15 protein-coding genes and 2 tRNA genes are annotated in these 13980 nt (G+C 57.3%); 9 read left to right on the forward strand and 8 right to left on the reverse strand.

Annotated elements, in window-relative coordinates; all coding sequences use genetic code 11:
• Window positions 1-22 precede the first annotated feature (22 nt).
• Entirely contained in the window at window positions 23-310 is a 288-nt protein-coding gene (locus tag FHX05_RS24055; protein WP_183874981.1) for a hypothetical protein, read from the forward strand.
• Between the two features lie 45 nt (window positions 311-355).
• On the opposite strand, the gene FHX05_RS24060 is transcribed toward FHX05_RS24055, so the two are convergent.
• The 3 genes from FHX05_RS24060 to FHX05_RS24070 all read right to left on the reverse strand — a co-directional run bounded on the left by FHX05_RS24060 (window position 356) and on the right by FHX05_RS24070 (window position 3686).
• On the reverse strand, window positions 356-550 hold the full coding sequence (locus tag FHX05_RS24060) for a hypothetical protein (RefSeq protein WP_183874983.1): 195 nt from the start codon (window positions 548-550) through the stop codon (window positions 356-358).
• Between the two features lie 257 nt (window positions 551-807).
• Window positions 808-1242 carry a hypothetical protein gene (locus FHX05_RS24065; RefSeq protein WP_183874985.1) on the reverse strand — a complete coding sequence of 145 codons (435 nt, stop codon included), beginning with the start codon at window positions 1240-1242 and terminating at the stop codon, window positions 808-810.
• Window positions 1243-2693: 1451 nt separating this feature from the next.
• Complete coding sequence (locus FHX05_RS24070; protein ID WP_183874987.1) at window positions 2694-3686, reverse strand: site-specific integrase; 993 nt, start codon at window positions 3684-3686, stop codon at window positions 2694-2696.
• A 216-nt stretch (window positions 3687-3902) separates the two neighbouring features.
• Between FHX05_RS24070 and FHX05_RS24075 the strand changes: the two genes are divergently transcribed.
• The gene (locus FHX05_RS24075; protein ID WP_246699067.1) at window positions 3903-5189 is read left to right on the forward strand and encodes a PAN domain-containing protein; all 1287 of its coding nucleotides are present in this window, start codon (window positions 3903-3905) and stop codon (window positions 5187-5189) included.
• A gap of 105 nt (window positions 5190-5294) precedes the next feature.
• Here FHX05_RS24075 and FHX05_RS24080 read toward each other — a convergent pair.
• From FHX05_RS24080 to FHX05_RS24100, 5 genes are all read right to left on the reverse strand, one after another.
• Window positions 5295-5370 (reverse strand) — tRNA-Ser (locus FHX05_RS24080).
• A gap of 79 nt (window positions 5371-5449) precedes the next feature.
• Complete coding sequence (locus FHX05_RS24085; RefSeq protein ID WP_183874989.1) at window positions 5450-5929, reverse strand: hypothetical protein; 480 nt, start codon at window positions 5927-5929, stop codon at window positions 5450-5452.
• A 121-nt stretch (window positions 5930-6050) separates the two neighbouring features.
• On the reverse strand, window positions 6051-6884 hold the full coding sequence (locus FHX05_RS24090) for a DUF3037 domain-containing protein (RefSeq protein ID WP_183874991.1): 834 nt from the start codon (window positions 6882-6884) through the stop codon (window positions 6051-6053).
• The gene (locus FHX05_RS24095) at window positions 6881-7618 is read right to left on the reverse strand and encodes a HipA family kinase (RefSeq protein ID WP_348648337.1); all 738 of its coding nucleotides are present in this window, start codon (window positions 7616-7618) and stop codon (window positions 6881-6883) included. The genes FHX05_RS24090 and FHX05_RS24095 overlap by 4 nt, the downstream gene beginning before the upstream one ends.
• A gap of 167 nt (window positions 7619-7785) precedes the next feature.
• Window positions 7786-7875: transfer RNA gene (locus FHX05_RS24100), tRNA-Ser, on the reverse strand.
• Window positions 7876-8180: 305 nt separating this feature from the next.
• On the opposite strand from FHX05_RS24100, the gene rplU reads away from it, so the two are divergent.
• From rplU to FHX05_RS24135, 7 genes are all read left to right on the forward strand, one after another.
• Window positions 8181-8498, forward strand: coding sequence for a 50S ribosomal protein L21 (gene rplU, locus FHX05_RS24105; protein ID WP_004127263.1), 318 nt, complete (start codon window positions 8181-8183; stop codon window positions 8496-8498).
• Window positions 8499-8530: 32 nt separating this feature from the next.
• Window positions 8531-8800: a 50S ribosomal protein L27 gene (gene rpmA / locus FHX05_RS24110; RefSeq protein WP_004127267.1), complete on the forward strand. Its 270-nt coding sequence runs from the start codon at window positions 8531-8533 to the stop codon at window positions 8798-8800.
• A 129-nt stretch (window positions 8801-8929) separates the two neighbouring features.
• On the forward strand, window positions 8930-9565 hold the full coding sequence (locus FHX05_RS24115) for a GNAT family protein (RefSeq protein ID WP_112338652.1): 636 nt from the start codon (window positions 8930-8932) through the stop codon (window positions 9563-9565).
• Window positions 9562-10149, forward strand: a complete 588-nt coding sequence (locus FHX05_RS24120) for a GNAT family N-acetyltransferase (protein ID WP_183874995.1) — start codon at window positions 9562-9564, stop codon at window positions 10147-10149. The genes FHX05_RS24115 and FHX05_RS24120 overlap by 4 nt, the downstream gene beginning before the upstream one ends.
• Window positions 10150-10415: 266 nt before the next feature.
• Entirely contained in the window at window positions 10416-11519 is a 1104-nt protein-coding gene (gene obgE, locus FHX05_RS24125; RefSeq protein WP_112606876.1) for a GTPase ObgE, read from the forward strand.
• A complete protein-coding gene (proB, locus tag FHX05_RS24130) occupies window positions 11516-12685 on the forward strand; it encodes a glutamate 5-kinase (RefSeq protein ID WP_112338648.1) in 1170 nt (389 codons plus the stop codon). Before obgE ends, proB begins: the two co-directional genes overlap by 4 nt.
• A complete protein-coding gene (locus FHX05_RS24135) occupies window positions 12678-13961 on the forward strand; it encodes a glutamate-5-semialdehyde dehydrogenase (RefSeq protein WP_183874997.1) in 1284 nt (427 codons plus the stop codon). Before proB ends, FHX05_RS24135 begins: the two co-directional genes overlap by 8 nt.
• Window positions 13962-13980 lie beyond the last annotated feature (19 nt).

Below are 13980 nucleotides of genomic sequence, written 5' to 3' on the forward strand. Positions count from 1 at the left end.
GTTTGCGCAGGGGGAAATTCATTTGCTGCTGATCATCGGAGTCGCCGGCGTCGTATTCGGAGACGCATGTGCCATTGTAGCATCGAACAAAAAACGCGACGTCTTCGGCTGGTTCGTGCTCGGTTTCGTTTTCAACTTGATCGCCTTGATCGTCATAGCGGCGCTGACACCATTGGACCCAGCAAACGAAGCTGCTGGCGACAAGCGCGAGAACCAGGGCGACGTCCCAGAGAAAGAAGAGCTCCGCCGTAAGGCCTCAGACTTGGCGACCTCGCTGGCACAATCGAAGTCCAAGCTGAACAACGGCTAAGCTGATCGAGCGAAGGTCAGGAGCTCCTCCGCTCGACCATGACGATCAATCAACTTTGATCGTGATCGTATGGCTCTCGCCGACCGGCAAATCGAGTTGGATTTTTAGCCGGCGCTTCCGAGATTGAGCCTCCAGTTCTCCAAGGAACTCCAGGGCTTCGTCGAATTTGGAGGGGCTCTCTGGCTTTTGATAGCGCCGAGCACCTTCCTCGACACGCCTTCGAAGTTCTGGACTGAGCATCTGATCTCCTTACGTGTGCTTCAACCTTCGTCGCCCGCTAGATAGATCGAAAATTGACCGCTCTTCTAAAAAACTTTGGTCTGGGAGACGATTTCTTGCATCGAGCGGGTTAGGGTCCGACAGGGTCGCGCAACGCGCGCCGCGGACGGGATGGTGCTCTTTAAAAGCCGGAGAGGCAGATCTTCTGCAGGCAAAGAGCCGACGTGATTCATGAAAGAACTGACGCGACATCCGCGTCAGTCTACCAGCTGTCGGGCTCAGAACTGCTTAAGCTTAGCCCGCTTTGCTGCAGCTTTTCGCTCTTCAGCACGAGAAGCTCGACGACGCTCAGCTCGGCGCTGCTTCTTCTCTTCCTCAGTCAGGTCGCCGAGCCACACGTATGCGCGGACCGTCTCCGCTGTCTTGCCGCGTCTCTTGCGCATGGCGTCGCGGTTGTAGCGGCGGCGCACGTCGTCGCGGCATTCATCGGGATGTTGTGTTCGAGAATTGTGCGGTCGAACCGTCTTGCCCTCCAATCTGCGTTCGAAGGCGCGTTGCTCTCTTGCCTTCCGGCGCAACTCCTCGTATGTGCGCTCGTGCTGGGCGTTTTTCCAAGCCACGATCATAGCATTCCGGCGCCCAAGCAGTTGCTTGAGCTCCTCTTCGCGATCACTGTCCAGGGAGGGCAAGGTATTTGGGACGTTTTCACTCATCTGGAAATCCTTCTTTGAGTTCCGCGGGGTCAATCCGCAAGCTCTGAATAGACGCCAAATGTCGGAGTTACACAAAATCGTCAGAAAAATTTCCGGCCGGTAGATCTATCAATGCTACCGGTTGAGATGACGTGTCCCTTTTGTGTAACTCCGCCCTATATATATATAATATGCTTACATGTATATGATGTATCAAATGGTCGGAAATACACAAATGCGTCGCGGCTGCTAGCTCGCTTTGCTCGCCTGCGCGCCCTTCGGGCTTGCCGGCCGCCTTCAGCGTCCGACGAAGTCAATCTCTCCGGCGATAGAACGCTTGTTCCCGTCTTATAGGGGAGGCTCCGGCCACCCACCTTCCGGCGCCCCGACACTCTTTCGGCGACGTATCATGTCGAATGGCCCTGGTTGACTCGAGGTTCGTCGCTGGCGCGCAAAGCGCAGCTCCGACGGCCTTCCCGCGCGGCCGACGACAATCGCTGCCAGTGGCCGCTACGAGATTTTAACTCGCCCGAAGAATGTAGCAAGCATGCTTCAATTAAAGCCGGCGAACCGGCCTTCCAGGCACCTCGCTTTGCATCGATGAAGAAACGACCCACATGGCGCAACGCGGATGGCCTGACAGCATCGGATAAATGAATGATGGAATACTTCGGACTCAAGCCCAGCGCCTGTCGGATTGAACGACAGTCTCCTAAGGGTAGCTAGCACCTGCCGTAGTCGCGCAACACGAATAGCCGCGACAGCCTGGCCACTACTAGAACAGACTTCCGACATCGACCTTAGCATCCACGCATACTCCACGGCGTGCGCACTTGGCTGAGATATGAACACGCGGTTGATTGATCTACCGACCGGAGGCCACTCGGTGAAGGCAGCACCGCGTGCGCTCAACGTTGTCACTTCATAGTCTTTTCCGCGCTGCCCTGCAGTGCCTTCAACCAATATGACGATTGACCGGAGCTAACGCAAGGAACACAGGCACAAGCGACCGTTGAACCGTCTATGTCGATCTGTTTCTGGAAGATCTCCTCGAAAACAGCTCGTTGCACGCCGCAGATTGCGATCGCCGGCTAAGATCCACGGCTATGTTGACAGTCGGAAAAAACGATTTTCGAGAGATTTTTGTCAACGTAGCGTTAACTTACGTCAACATCAAAAGCCCAAAACGCTGTCTATTGGACAGAATCTAAGGGCACTAGACAGCACCTTGTCAACATATGTCAACGTCTGTCAACTTAAGATATTTCTAATATGATAATCTGTGTGACGTGCTGGCGATCGGCGGGGTCGACGAACAGACAGGTCGTTCGACGGTCCGCTCTTCGTTGGCTATGAAGGATGGGTAGTTGCGCTCGGAAACTGCTCAGGCAGCAGGAGGCATCATGTTCAGAACCGCGCGTTTTTTCTAGGACTTCGATCGTTCCTGATCGTGCTGCACTCGGTAGATAGATCTACGCCAACCTCGCGACTAGATCGTCGGCGCTGAGGTGCGTGTAGCGCTTGAGCATTCGAAGCTCCTTGTGTCCGGAAATGCTACTGACCTCAATCACGTTCAGCCCACGCTCGAACAAGCGGCTGACGCCTTCATGACGAAGGTCGTGAAAGCGGAGCCCGTCGACATTTGCGCGCACCAGCAGGCGATACCAAGCTTGCTCAAGTGAACCAGGAGCCATGGGAAAGACACGAGGCTGATCGACATCCGCGCGCATTTTCCACTCCTCAAGCGCATCAAACGCCCTTTGGGATAGTGGCACCTCACGTCCGGAACCGTTCTTCGTCATCGTCAGCGTGATTACCCGGCGATTATGCGAGATGTCGCTCCATCGCAGCCCCAGGATCTCGCCGCGGCGCATCCCGGTCTCGATCGCTAATGTGAGCAGCGTCTTGAAGAAGGGAATCTTTCCACCGTCACAACCGTCGAGCAGGCGCTGCTCCTCGTCGCCGACCAAACGGCGATTTCGCTCGTTTCGGATCACCGGACGACGCACGAGCTTGATGACGTTGCGGCTGAGCGGAAATCCCCAATCGCGGATGGCGACCTCGATGACGTGACTAAGGATTGCCAGCTCGCGAACGGCGGTGGACGGAGCTACTGAGCGGAGCCGCTCGTCTCGGAATGAGGCCGCGTCCTGCTGGGAAAGCCCTATCAGCGTCCGGTGAGACAGATCATGCCGGCGTAGCACGTCAATTCGCTGGCTCTCTTGAGTGAAGCCGCGCTTTGCTGGCGAAACCTCTTGCTGGTAGCGCTCCAATAGCTGACCGAGCGTCGTGGTCTCAAGGATCTTGGTATCAGGCGCAGTGCCGAAGCGGTCGACCTGGGTCTCCAGATCGCGTGCCCATTTTTCGGCGTCAGTCTTGGTATCAAAGCTCTTCGCTCGGGGCTTCATGCCGCGTCTACGAACCTGTGCTTGCCAACGCCCTCTGAGTTTTCGAATGGTTGCCACCGCGGCCTCTCCGACTATTGCTTTCAATCACGCTTAGGACGCCCCTGAAGGGGAGCCAAGGATTATCCCACCCAGAAAAAGGTATCTCAGTTGCGCCAATAGCAACTAGAAGGGCTTATCAGTAAGCACGGCCCAAATTATACGTATCCGAGCGGAAGATAGACTTGCAATCGCCCATGCCGTGTAGTTTGCTAATACGTGGTTTGGGGTAGTGTCATGCGTAAAGTTCTTAGTTCTGCACTTCAGGGCATCGCGGCTTTGTTGGCTGGCCTGACAATGGCGGTATCAGCTCTCGCGGCCGAGAATGCCTTTGGTCCGTTCGCGTTCGAGAACACAAAGCCGGACGTCATCTCTTTGAACGGAGAAATCGACGCGGGCTCTGCTTTGAATTTTCGACGCGCGCTTCAAGCCGCTCCGAACGTTAAACTTGTTACGCTTAATAGCATCGGCGGAAATGTTCAGATGGCATTGCTAATCGCCGATGATATTTATCAGCGAAAGTTGGCAACATATATTTCGAAAGACAGCAGATGCTTCTCCGCGTGCTCTTACATATTCCTAGCTGGAAACGAGAGGAAAGCAGACGGCCAGCTAGGCGTTCACCAGATATCATCGGACGCACCTGATTTGGTGGGAGCGCAGCTCGCGATTTCCGACATTATTGATCTGCTCAACCAGTTCGATACGCCCGTTGAAGTGATGAGCGTTATGTTCAAGACGCCACCCAACGACATGCATATTTTCACGGCGGAGGAAATCGAACGCTACAAGCTCAATCGAACCGGCGCTGCGCAGCGGCCGACCACGGCAGCGGTTTCACCGCCAACAGTGCCCGGCACTGGCGGAAGCTCCACACCGGCGCAGAGCACCGCTCCGCCACCAGTCGCAGCAGCGGCATCCACGCCTCCAGGCTCGCAAGATACGCAAGCGCTGCTATCGCCCATCGAGCAGTTCACGAAGCGACCGAACAGAATTGCGATCTATACCGGCATGGATCTCTTCGGCGACGATATTTCGTCAATCAGAACAGCCGATGCTGCCGAATGCGCGCAGGACTGCCTGGTCATGAACGGCCAATGCAAAGCGTTCACCTTCAACACCAATCCTAAGATCAAGAAAGGACCGAACTGCTTCCTCAAATCCAGTGCCGGCCGGGCGGATGGCAATAGCGTCGCTTTCTCTGGCAGATTCCTCAGCGGTGTCGATGCTGATCCACCCACATTTACGCTTGGAATGATCGACCCACAGAGCGCACTTTTTCACGACGTTGATTTACGGGGTGGTGACCTATCCCCGCGCCCTCACAATAGAGCCAAGACGCCTCTCGATTGCCGTCTCGCCTGCGTTGATGACAACCGCTGCATGGCCTTCACCTATAACTACTCGACGAAGCAGTGTTGGCTGAAAGGTGCGATCGGAACACCGATACCGGGCAAGGGAATGGTCAGCGGCGTCAAGAAGTTTCAGAGCTTCTCGCCGACGAGAATCATCGGCTTGGACTGATTTATCATTTCGTCCGAGTCGGTTAACGATAATTACTTTTTTTTTCGTAGGGGATTCAATACCGCGTGTCTTAGTGCTATCATTTAGACGCGCCGTAAGAAGAGATGGAGCGCTCGACAGGATTCGAACCTGCGACCGGGAACTTAGTAGGGACCTGCTCTATCCACTGAGCTACGAGCGCTTAGGCTTTGGCCAAGCGTCTGGATAGGTGTATCAGGCCTATTCAGACGCCAAAGCTTTTGCCTTGTCTGAGTATTATCCTACTTTTCCCCTTTATCTGCAAGTGATTGATCTGACTCATCTACTCGATAGGCATCTTCATGTCTGGATGTTGCCCCACCTAGATCCTCTGAGGTCACTATCTCCACACCGTCTACAATATAGCGTCCATAGCCTGTGCGGTGGATATGCCCTTTCCGTGTCAAATAGCCGATTGCGTTATAGACTTCTTTCGGCTTTGCCTCGATGCCCGCTTGCTTTACGGCGGCCTTAACATCTTGGACACTAATACTCTGATTTCGTTGCGCAAACTTTACTATAACGCCTAATACATCCCCAGCTCTCTCTACAGGAATTGGCCGAACAAAATCAGTTATCTCAGCGAGGACAGCCTCTCTGTCATCATGGGGTAAATTTTCGAGCAGGAACTTTATCGTGTCTGCGACCGATCTCGATGATCCAACAGCTAAGTTGCGCCGCTGGGCCTTTCTTGCTGGGGAAAACTTTCTGACGTTTGCCATACAAAGAGTATGCCACAACTCATACTCAAGAGTCGAATCGAATCGGCTGCGAAATGACCATGATACTCTCGGTAAAGTGCCAAACAATTATGTGAGCCGGCACCCGACGGAGAAACTTCGTTTAGGAAGTAACGGCGTTGACAAGCTCACGCTCAACGGTTGCGTCCACTACCTTGATATTGCTAGCTCGGAACCGTTCAACAGCTTCCTGAAATGCCCGCTGCCTTAGCGAATCGCCGGTTGGGCCCTCTACCGCAAATACAACATCACGAGGAAGCAATTGCTTCAGTCTATTTACAGTGAAGAGCCACTTGTTTCCATGGTCTAGAATACGAGTAGGATCGTCCTGGCCCAAGTAGATTGGTTTGAGAATCTTGACTGGCTCGTCTTCAGCGATTTCAACAAACGGAAACGTCGCCGAATAAATGCCGTCATTGAACGTTCGTCGCTTGAAATTTTTGTCGATCGCTCGAAGCCTGAGCATGTTGCGAACATGCTTTTCCAGGAGCCCTTCTCGGTAGATCGCGCTGGCGAAATTCCGCCTGACATAATAGTCGAAAAGTTCATCGAGCTTCACCTTGGGATTGTCAGTCATCACGAAGCGGACGTCACTAAACCTGATGATCCCCTCACGATCCTTAGTCAAAGCATGAAAAAGATGCTCTGCGTTGTCGCTCAGCTCGAACTCGAACCGACTCTGGCCGTCACCGGTATGACCAGCGAGATCCCTAATTCGCTTGAGCTCTGTGCAGTAGCTCCTAAGAACGCCACGAATAGTTGTTGCTTCGACGCTATCGAAGAAACTTGTCAGCCTGCCCAGGCGCTTGGTCTCTAGTCTGAAGTCCAGATAGCTCATACGTGGCGCGACGAGCACGATACCGATGTTGGCGAATTCTTCCGTTTCGAGGTGCGGCTGGAAACGGATTATCGCATAGCTGACAGCATGCTTTTTCATGTTCGTTCCCAAAATGCCGGAATTCTATGTCGCTTTAGTATGTTCTCGACGCGATCGAGCGACAAATTGATATCGACCGTGCAGGCATCGTCTACATAGTGCCACCGCTCAGGGATGTCACCAAGGATCTGCGGCAAATCAATCAAGGCCTTCTCAAACCTCGCATTATAATGACCCTGTAAATCCGCATGGTCGCAAACCTCGGACAAGGAATTGCGGAAAATATGACTTTCGAGCTGTGAATGAAGGGTTACTTCTTCATCGAAAGCTAGATTGTGATCGATAACAAGGATGCGACGACCTTTTTCTGACCAGAGAAGATTGGGGTTACCGCCGGCGTCGGTTAGTGTCCGGTCGCCGTTTTGGATCCACCAATCGAATGCAGCAATATCGCGCTTCAATCCTACAGGAGCGTGCTGAATGTTGATGAAAGACATTTCATTGGCGTTCTCGACATTCTCCGAGCCGAACAAAAGTCCGAATCCCAGATCTCGCAGGGGTCCATCACGCCCTGCTTCATACAGTTCGCGCGGAACCTTAACGATGCAAAAGCGGGGAACAGGCAAACCTAGTCGTAACGCCAGCTGACCCGCGATCCACTCTTTCACCAGTGAATCGTAGCCGGCCCCTTTGCCTTTAATAAAGTAGACCTTCCCGTCCACACCTCGGCAAATATAGGGCTCGGTAGCCCCTTGTTCCGAGCGTCTGATAAATTCATCAATCTCGACCGGCATAGATCCCACGCACGACATCCATCTGACCGACCTTTAGATCATAACGGAAGTGCATGTCCAATAGAGAGGACGTGCCGAGTGTGTGGCCCTAGCCAATTTCGACGTCGGCATCTAAGGTCAATGGAAATCAGCAATTGCTGGAAAACCTTGCGGCCCAAGGCCCAATATGGCGGAGAGGGTGGGATTTGAACCCACGATACCCTTGCAGGTATGCCGCATTTCGAGTGCGGTGCATTCGACCACTCTGCCACCTCTCCGGTTATGCTGGTCGGCGCTTGTTTGGCGCGGGCTGTCTCATAGCGACAGACGAGGGGGATGGCAAGGGCGAATGTGAAAGCTTTTCATCCTTTTGCCTTGACAGATCAGGGACGCTTATATATCCCGTGCGACGCAATAGGTGTGGATAAGTCCGCGCCTTGCCCGCCCTGCTTCCCGCAGGGTTTCACCGGCAGAACTTTTTGAAGGCTCAAGCCTTTGGAATCCCTGCTAAGTTTCGACTGATAAAAAGACGGCCGCTCGCTCCCATGGCGAGAGAGCCGGAACGAACATGAAAGGATAAAAAATGTTCGCAGTCATCAAGACCGGCGGTAAGCAGTACCGTGTGGCAGCCAACGACGTGCTGACCATCGAGAAGCTCGAAGTCACCGCCGGCGGCACCGTAGAATTCACCGAAGTCCTCGTTATCGGCGAAGGCGCCGACGCTGCGATTGGTGCTCCCTTCGTCAAGGGCGCTTCCGTCAAGGCCGAAGTGGTCGAGCACAACCGCGGCAAGAAGGTCATCGCCTTCAAGAAGCGCCGTCGTCAGAACTCGAAGCGTTCGCGCGGCCATCGCCAGCATCACACGGTCGTCCGCATCACGGACATCGTGGCTGCCAAGTAAGTAACGGGATCAAGGTTTAAAGGAGAACTCCAATGGCACACAAAAAAGCTGGCGGTTCCTCGCGCAACGGTCGCGATTCCGAATCCAAGCGCCTTGGCGTGAAGAAGTTCGGCGGCGAAGCCGTCATCGCAGGCAACATTATCGTGCGTCAGCGCGGCACGCAGTGGCACCCGGGTTCCAACGTTGGCCTCGGCAAGGATCACACGATTTTTGCGCTTACGGCGGGCAACGTGAACTACCGTACGAAGGCCAATGGCCGCGTGTACGTGTCTGTAATGCCGAAAGCGGAAGCAGCGGAATAAGCCGGTAGCGCTCTAAAACAGCCGGCGTCTCATCGACCCGGCTGACCGCATCAGGTTCAGTCCAGAAAACAGGGGAGATGGGGCGCCATCTCCCCTTTTTCTTTACCCTCAACCAAGGAGGACTGAACCATGCAAGGCGAATTGTTAAGGGAAGACCAATCAAGGTCTCCCGAAGAACGGCTGAGGCCGGACAGGTTAAGGACCGATTGCCCCGTCTTATTGTCGGAAAGGCTCGTTCTGCGCGCGCCCCACGAAGAAGACATCGACGCCCTTGCCCATCTCGCCAACAACGCCAACGTCGCCACTATGGTATCGCGTATGCCGCACCCGTATACGACCAATGATGCCGCCGATTTCGTGCGACGCACGAAGCTTGGCGAGATTGGCAAGTGCGTCTATGCGATTACCAAAGCCGACAACGGCGCCTTTCTCGGTTGCTGCGGGGTGGAACCCACGGGCGATCCGAACACGGTCGAGATCGGGTACTGGCTGGGCGAGCCCCACTGGAACCAGGGCTATACCACGGAAGCGGCCCATGCCCTCATCGACATGGTCTTCCGCACGCGTGAGAACGTGGCGCAGATCGACGCCCGCTGCCGGGTGACGAACGTCGCATCGAGGCGGGTCGTCCAGAAGTGCGGCTTCCAGTTCCAGGGATCAGGCCTTGCCGCATCGCTGGCACTCGGCAGCACCGTTCCGGTCGAATGGTACAGGCTTGACCGCAAGACCTGGATCTCGCTGCGCAGCTGGGGAGGCATGAGATGAACGCTCTCGCCCTCACCCGCCGCGATGCCCGCATCCTGATGCCGGGACCGACGCCGGTCATCCAAACCGGCCGACTGACGCTGCGCCCGCACCGGCTCAGCGATGCCGATATGATTGCGGAATCGCTTTCGGATTTCGCCGTCACCCGCATGCTGGCCCGCGTTCCCGCGCCCTATGACCGGCAGGATGCGCTCGACTGGCTGGTCGAGCACACCTCCGGCCTCGGTGTCGATTGGGAGCTCGCCATCACCGAGCGGGATGATGCCCACATCGGCTGCGTCGGCATCGAGCTTCGCCACGGCCGCTGGCACCTCGGTTATTGGCTGAACCGCTTCTACTGGCGGCAAGGCATCATGACCGAAGCGGTCAAGGCTGCGCTCGAACGTTTTGCCCGCCGCATGCCCGAAGTCGCCGTTCATTCCGGCGCCTTCGCCGACAACCCGGCATCCTTGAAGCTGCAGCAGAAGCTCGGCTTCGAGATCACCGGTTGCTCGGAGATCTACAGCTTCGCCCGCAACACCATGGTTCCCCATATCGAAACCGTGCTGAAGCCGGGCGCGCTGCGGCTCTCGCAGGCGGCTTAAGATCCTGAAAATTGGCCATCGCCGGCCCGTTCGGCGATGGCCGTCATACCAATCATGCGGTTCCGCCTCTTTATGGCACTGGAACCGCACGATATTCTTTGACCTCAGCCCGAAGCGCCTATATCGAAGGCGACATGACGGGCAAACGCCGCCGGACGTGTCTTTTGGATGCAGAAGGAGCGGCAGACATTGAAAAGAGCGCATAGGCTTTTGTGAATCCCATTCGATCCGAAGGGATATGCGCCGACACCGGTGACGGACGTAAGATGAAATTTCTCGACGAAGCAAAGGTCTATATCAAGTCAGGCGACGGCGGCGCAGGAAGCGTCTCCTTCCGCCGCGAGAAATTCATCGAATTCGGTGGCCCGGATGGCGGCGACGGCGGTCGCGGCGGCGATGTCTGGGTCGAGGCCGTCAACGGCCTCAACACGCTGATCGACTTCCGCTACCAGCAGCATTTCAAGGCCACGATCGGCACGCACGGCATGGGCAAGAACCGCGCAGGCGCCAAGGGCGAAGACGTGACGCTGAGGGTGCCCGTCGGCACGCAGATCTTCGAGGAAGATGGCGAAACCCTGATCTGCGACATCACGCAGGAAGGCCAGCGTTTCCGCCTTGCCGCCGGCGGCAATGGCGGCTTCGGCAACGCCTATTTCAAATCCTCGGTCAATCAGGCGCCCGATTGGGCCAATCCCGGCCTGCCGGGCGAAGAAAAGACCATCTGGTTGCGGCTGAAGCTGATCGCCGACGCCGGTCTCGTCGGCCTGCCGAATGCAGGTAAGTCGACCTTTCTTGCAGCGGTCAGCCGCGCCCGGCCGAAGATCGCCAACTATCCGTTCACGACGCTGCACCCCAATCTCGGCGTCGCCACCATCGATGGGCAGGAATTCATTCTCGCCGACATTCCCGGCCTGATCGAGGGCGCCCATGAAGGCGTCGGCATCGGCGACCGTTTCCTCGGCCATGTCGAGCGCACCCGCGTGCTGCTGCATCTGGTTTCCGCCCAGGAGGAAAAGGTCGGCAAGGCCTACAAGACCGTGAAGCACGAGCTCGAAGCTTACGGCAACAGCATCCCCGACAAGCCTGAAATCGTCGCTCTCTCGCAGATCGACGTGGTGGACGAAGAAACGCTGAAGAAGAAGACGCGCGAACTGGCGCGGGCCTGTGGCAAGACGCCCTTCCAGATTTCCGCCGTTACCGGTCGCGGCATGACGGAAGTGCTGCGCGCGCTGCGCGACGTGATCGTCGAAGCCAATGCCGGCGAAGCGGACAAGCCGGCAAAGACCCCCAAAGTGCGGCATCGCGACATGCCGCTTTCCGACGATGAGGATGCCGACGAGCGTAGCGAAGACGGGGATCATCAGGGATGACTGCCCGCAAGCCGCTCGACCGCTACCGCCGCATCGTCATCAAGATCGGCTCCGCTCTCCTGGTCGATCGCAAGACCGGCTTGAAGAAATCCTGGCTCGACGGCATGTGCGCCGATATCGCCGCACTGAAGGCCAAGGGCATCGATATCCTGGTCGTCTCCTCGGGCGCAATCGCGCTTGGGCGCTCCGTGCTCGACCTGCCCTCCGGTGCGCTGAAGCTGGAAGAAAGCCAGGCGGCGGCGGCCGTCGGCCAGATCTCGCTTGCCCGCGCCTGGTCGGAAAGCCTGTCGCATGACAATATCGTCGCCGGCCAGATCCTGCTGACGCTCGGCGATACCGAAGAGCGCCGCCGTTACCTCAACGCCCGCGCCACCATCAACCAGCTCCTGAAGATCGGCGCTGTGCCGATCATCAACGAGAACGATACGGTCGCGACCAGCGAAATCCGCTATGGCGACAATGACCGCCTCGCGGCCCGCGTCGCAACCATGACCGGCGCGGATCTGCTGGTGCTGCTGTCGGATATCGACGGGCTCTATACAGCCCCGCCGCATCTCGACCCCCAAGCGAAATTCCTCGATACGATCGCTGAAATCACGCCCGAGATCGAAGCCATGGCCGGTGGTGCCGCTTCCGAGCTGTCGCGTGGCGGCATGCGCACCAAGATCGATGCCGGCAAGATCGCAACCGGCGCCGGCTGCGCTATGATTATTGCGTCCGGCAAGACCGACCGGCCGCTGAAATCAATCGAAAGCGGCGCCCGCTCCTCCTGGTTTGCGCCATCGGGTACGCCCGTTACTGCCCGCAAGACCTGGATTGCCGGGCAGCTGCAGCCGGCGGGCGAATTGCATGTCGACGATGGCGCCGTGACCGCCCTTGGCGCCGGCAAGAGCCTGCTGCCTGCCGGTGTGCGCCGCGTCGTGGGCCATTTCGGTCGCGGTGACACAGTCGCCGTCATCGGCCCCTCCGGCCGGGAGATCGCCCGCGGCCTTGTCAGCTACGATGCCGAAGAGGCCCGCCAGATCACCGGTCGCAAATCGGCTGAGATCGAGGCGATCCTCGGCTATGCCGGCCGCGCCGCCATGGTGCATCGCGACGACCTTGTCATGACGTCATCCGTCAAGACGAAGGCCGAGAAATCGAAGAAGGATGAAGCTCATGCTTGATACAGTCGCACAAAGCCCCGACATCGACGCGCTGATGAACGATATCGGCCGCAAGGCCCGGGCTGCGTCGCGACCTCTGGCCTTTGCTTCGACCGAGAGCAAGAACAAGGCGTTGAATGCCATGGCGGATGCCATTCTGGCCCGCAAGGATCATATCCTCGCTGAAAACGCCAAAGACCTGAAAGACGTCGAAGGCACCGATATGCTTGCCTCCTTCGTCGATCGCCTGACGTTGAACGACAAGCGCGTCGCCGAGATGGCCGAGGGCATTCGCGCCATCGCTGCCCTCGCCGATCCCGTCGGCGAAGTCATCGCTGCCTGGGACCGCCCGAACGGCCTGAAGATCGAGCGCGTCCGCACGCCGCTTGGCGTCATCGGCGTTATCTTCGAAAGCAGACCGAACGTGACGGCCGACGCCGGCGCGCTGTGCCTCAAGGCCGGCAATGCCGTGATCCTGCGTTGCGGCAGCGATTCGCGCCGCTCCTCGCAGGCGATTCATGAATGCCTGGTCGAAGGGTTGAAGGCGGCAGGCCTGTCGGAACATGCCATCCAGCTCGTGCCTGTCAGCGATCGCGCCGCCGTCGGCGCCATGCTGCGCGGCCTCGAAGGCAATATCGACGTTATCGTGCCGCGCGGCGGCAAGAGCCTCGTTGCCCGCGTCCAGACCGAAGCGCGCGTGCCGGTCTTTGCCCATCTTGAAGGCCTTTGCCACATCTATATCGATGCCTCGGCCAATCTGGAGATGGCGAAATCCATCGTCGTCAACGCCAAGATGCGACGCACGGGCATCTGCGGCGCTGCCGAAACGCTGCTCGTCGACAAGAAGGTCGCCTCCACCCATCTGAAGCCACTGCTCGACGGACTTGCCGCGGCAGGCTGCGAAATTCGCGCTTCGGCCGATGTGCTGAAGCTTGCACCCGGCCTGAAGGCAGCAACGGAAGAAGACTGGACAACGGAATATCTGGCCGCGATCATCTCGGTGGCCTTGGTCGATGGCATTTCCGGCGCAATCGAGCATATCGGTAAATATTCGTCGAACCACACCGAAGCCGTGATTGCCGAGGACCCCGCTATCGTCGAGCGCTTCTTCACGGAGATCGATTCGGCGATCCTGCTGCACAATGCCTCGACGCAATTTGCCGATGGCGGCGAATTCGGCATGGGCGCGGAAATCGGCATCGCCACCGGCAAGATGCATGCGCGCGGGCCTGTCGGCGTCGAGCAGCTCACCTCCTTCAAATATCGCGTTCGCGGCACCGGACAGATACGGCCCTGACGTGCTGAAAGAAGAGGTT

Origin of the sequence: Rhizobium sp. BK491, assembly GCF_014194925.1 — a bacterium.
Classification (GTDB): Bacteria; Pseudomonadota; Alphaproteobacteria; order Rhizobiales; family Rhizobiaceae; genus Rhizobium.

What these genes read in the sequence shown, in the direction of transcription:
- FHX05_RS24090 (WP_183874991.1), bottom strand. Translation starts at nt 6,884, where the DNA reads ATGAAAAAGCATGCTGTCAGCTATGCGATAATCCGTTTCCAGCCGCAC.
- rpmA (WP_004127267.1), top strand. Translation starts at nt 8,531, where the DNA reads ATGGCACACAAAAAAGCTGGCGGTTCCTCGCGCAACGGTCGCGATTCC.
- FHX05_RS24085 (WP_183874989.1), bottom strand. Translation starts at nt 5,929, where the DNA reads ATGGCAAACGTCAGAAAGTTTTCCCCAGCAAGAAAGGCCCAGCGGCGC.
- rplU (WP_004127263.1), top strand. Translation starts at nt 8,181, where the DNA reads ATGTTCGCAGTCATCAAGACCGGCGGTAAGCAGTACCGTGTGGCAGCC.
- proB (WP_112338648.1), top strand. Translation starts at nt 11,516, where the DNA reads ATGACTGCCCGCAAGCCGCTCGACCGCTACCGCCGCATCGTCATCAAG.
- FHX05_RS24095 (WP_348648337.1), bottom strand. Translation starts at nt 7,618, where the DNA reads ATGCCGGTCGAGATTGATGAATTTATCAGACGCTCGGAACAAGGGGCT.
- FHX05_RS24135 (WP_183874997.1), top strand. Translation starts at nt 12,678, where the DNA reads ATGCTTGATACAGTCGCACAAAGCCCCGACATCGACGCGCTGATGAAC.
- FHX05_RS24120 (WP_183874995.1), top strand. Translation starts at nt 9,562, where the DNA reads ATGAACGCTCTCGCCCTCACCCGCCGCGATGCCCGCATCCTGATGCCG.
- FHX05_RS24075 (WP_246699067.1), top strand. Translation starts at nt 3,903, where the DNA reads ATGCGTAAAGTTCTTAGTTCTGCACTTCAGGGCATCGCGGCTTTGTTG.
- FHX05_RS24115 (WP_112338652.1), top strand. Translation starts at nt 8,930, where the DNA reads ATGCAAGGCGAATTGTTAAGGGAAGACCAATCAAGGTCTCCCGAAGAA.
- FHX05_RS24060 (WP_183874983.1), bottom strand. Translation starts at nt 550, where the DNA reads ATGCTCAGTCCAGAACTTCGAAGGCGTGTCGAGGAAGGTGCTCGGCGC.
- obgE (WP_112606876.1), top strand. Translation starts at nt 10,416, where the DNA reads ATGAAATTTCTCGACGAAGCAAAGGTCTATATCAAGTCAGGCGACGGC.
- FHX05_RS24065 (WP_183874985.1), bottom strand. Translation starts at nt 1,242, where the DNA reads ATGAGTGAAAACGTCCCAAATACCTTGCCCTCCCTGGACAGTGATCGC.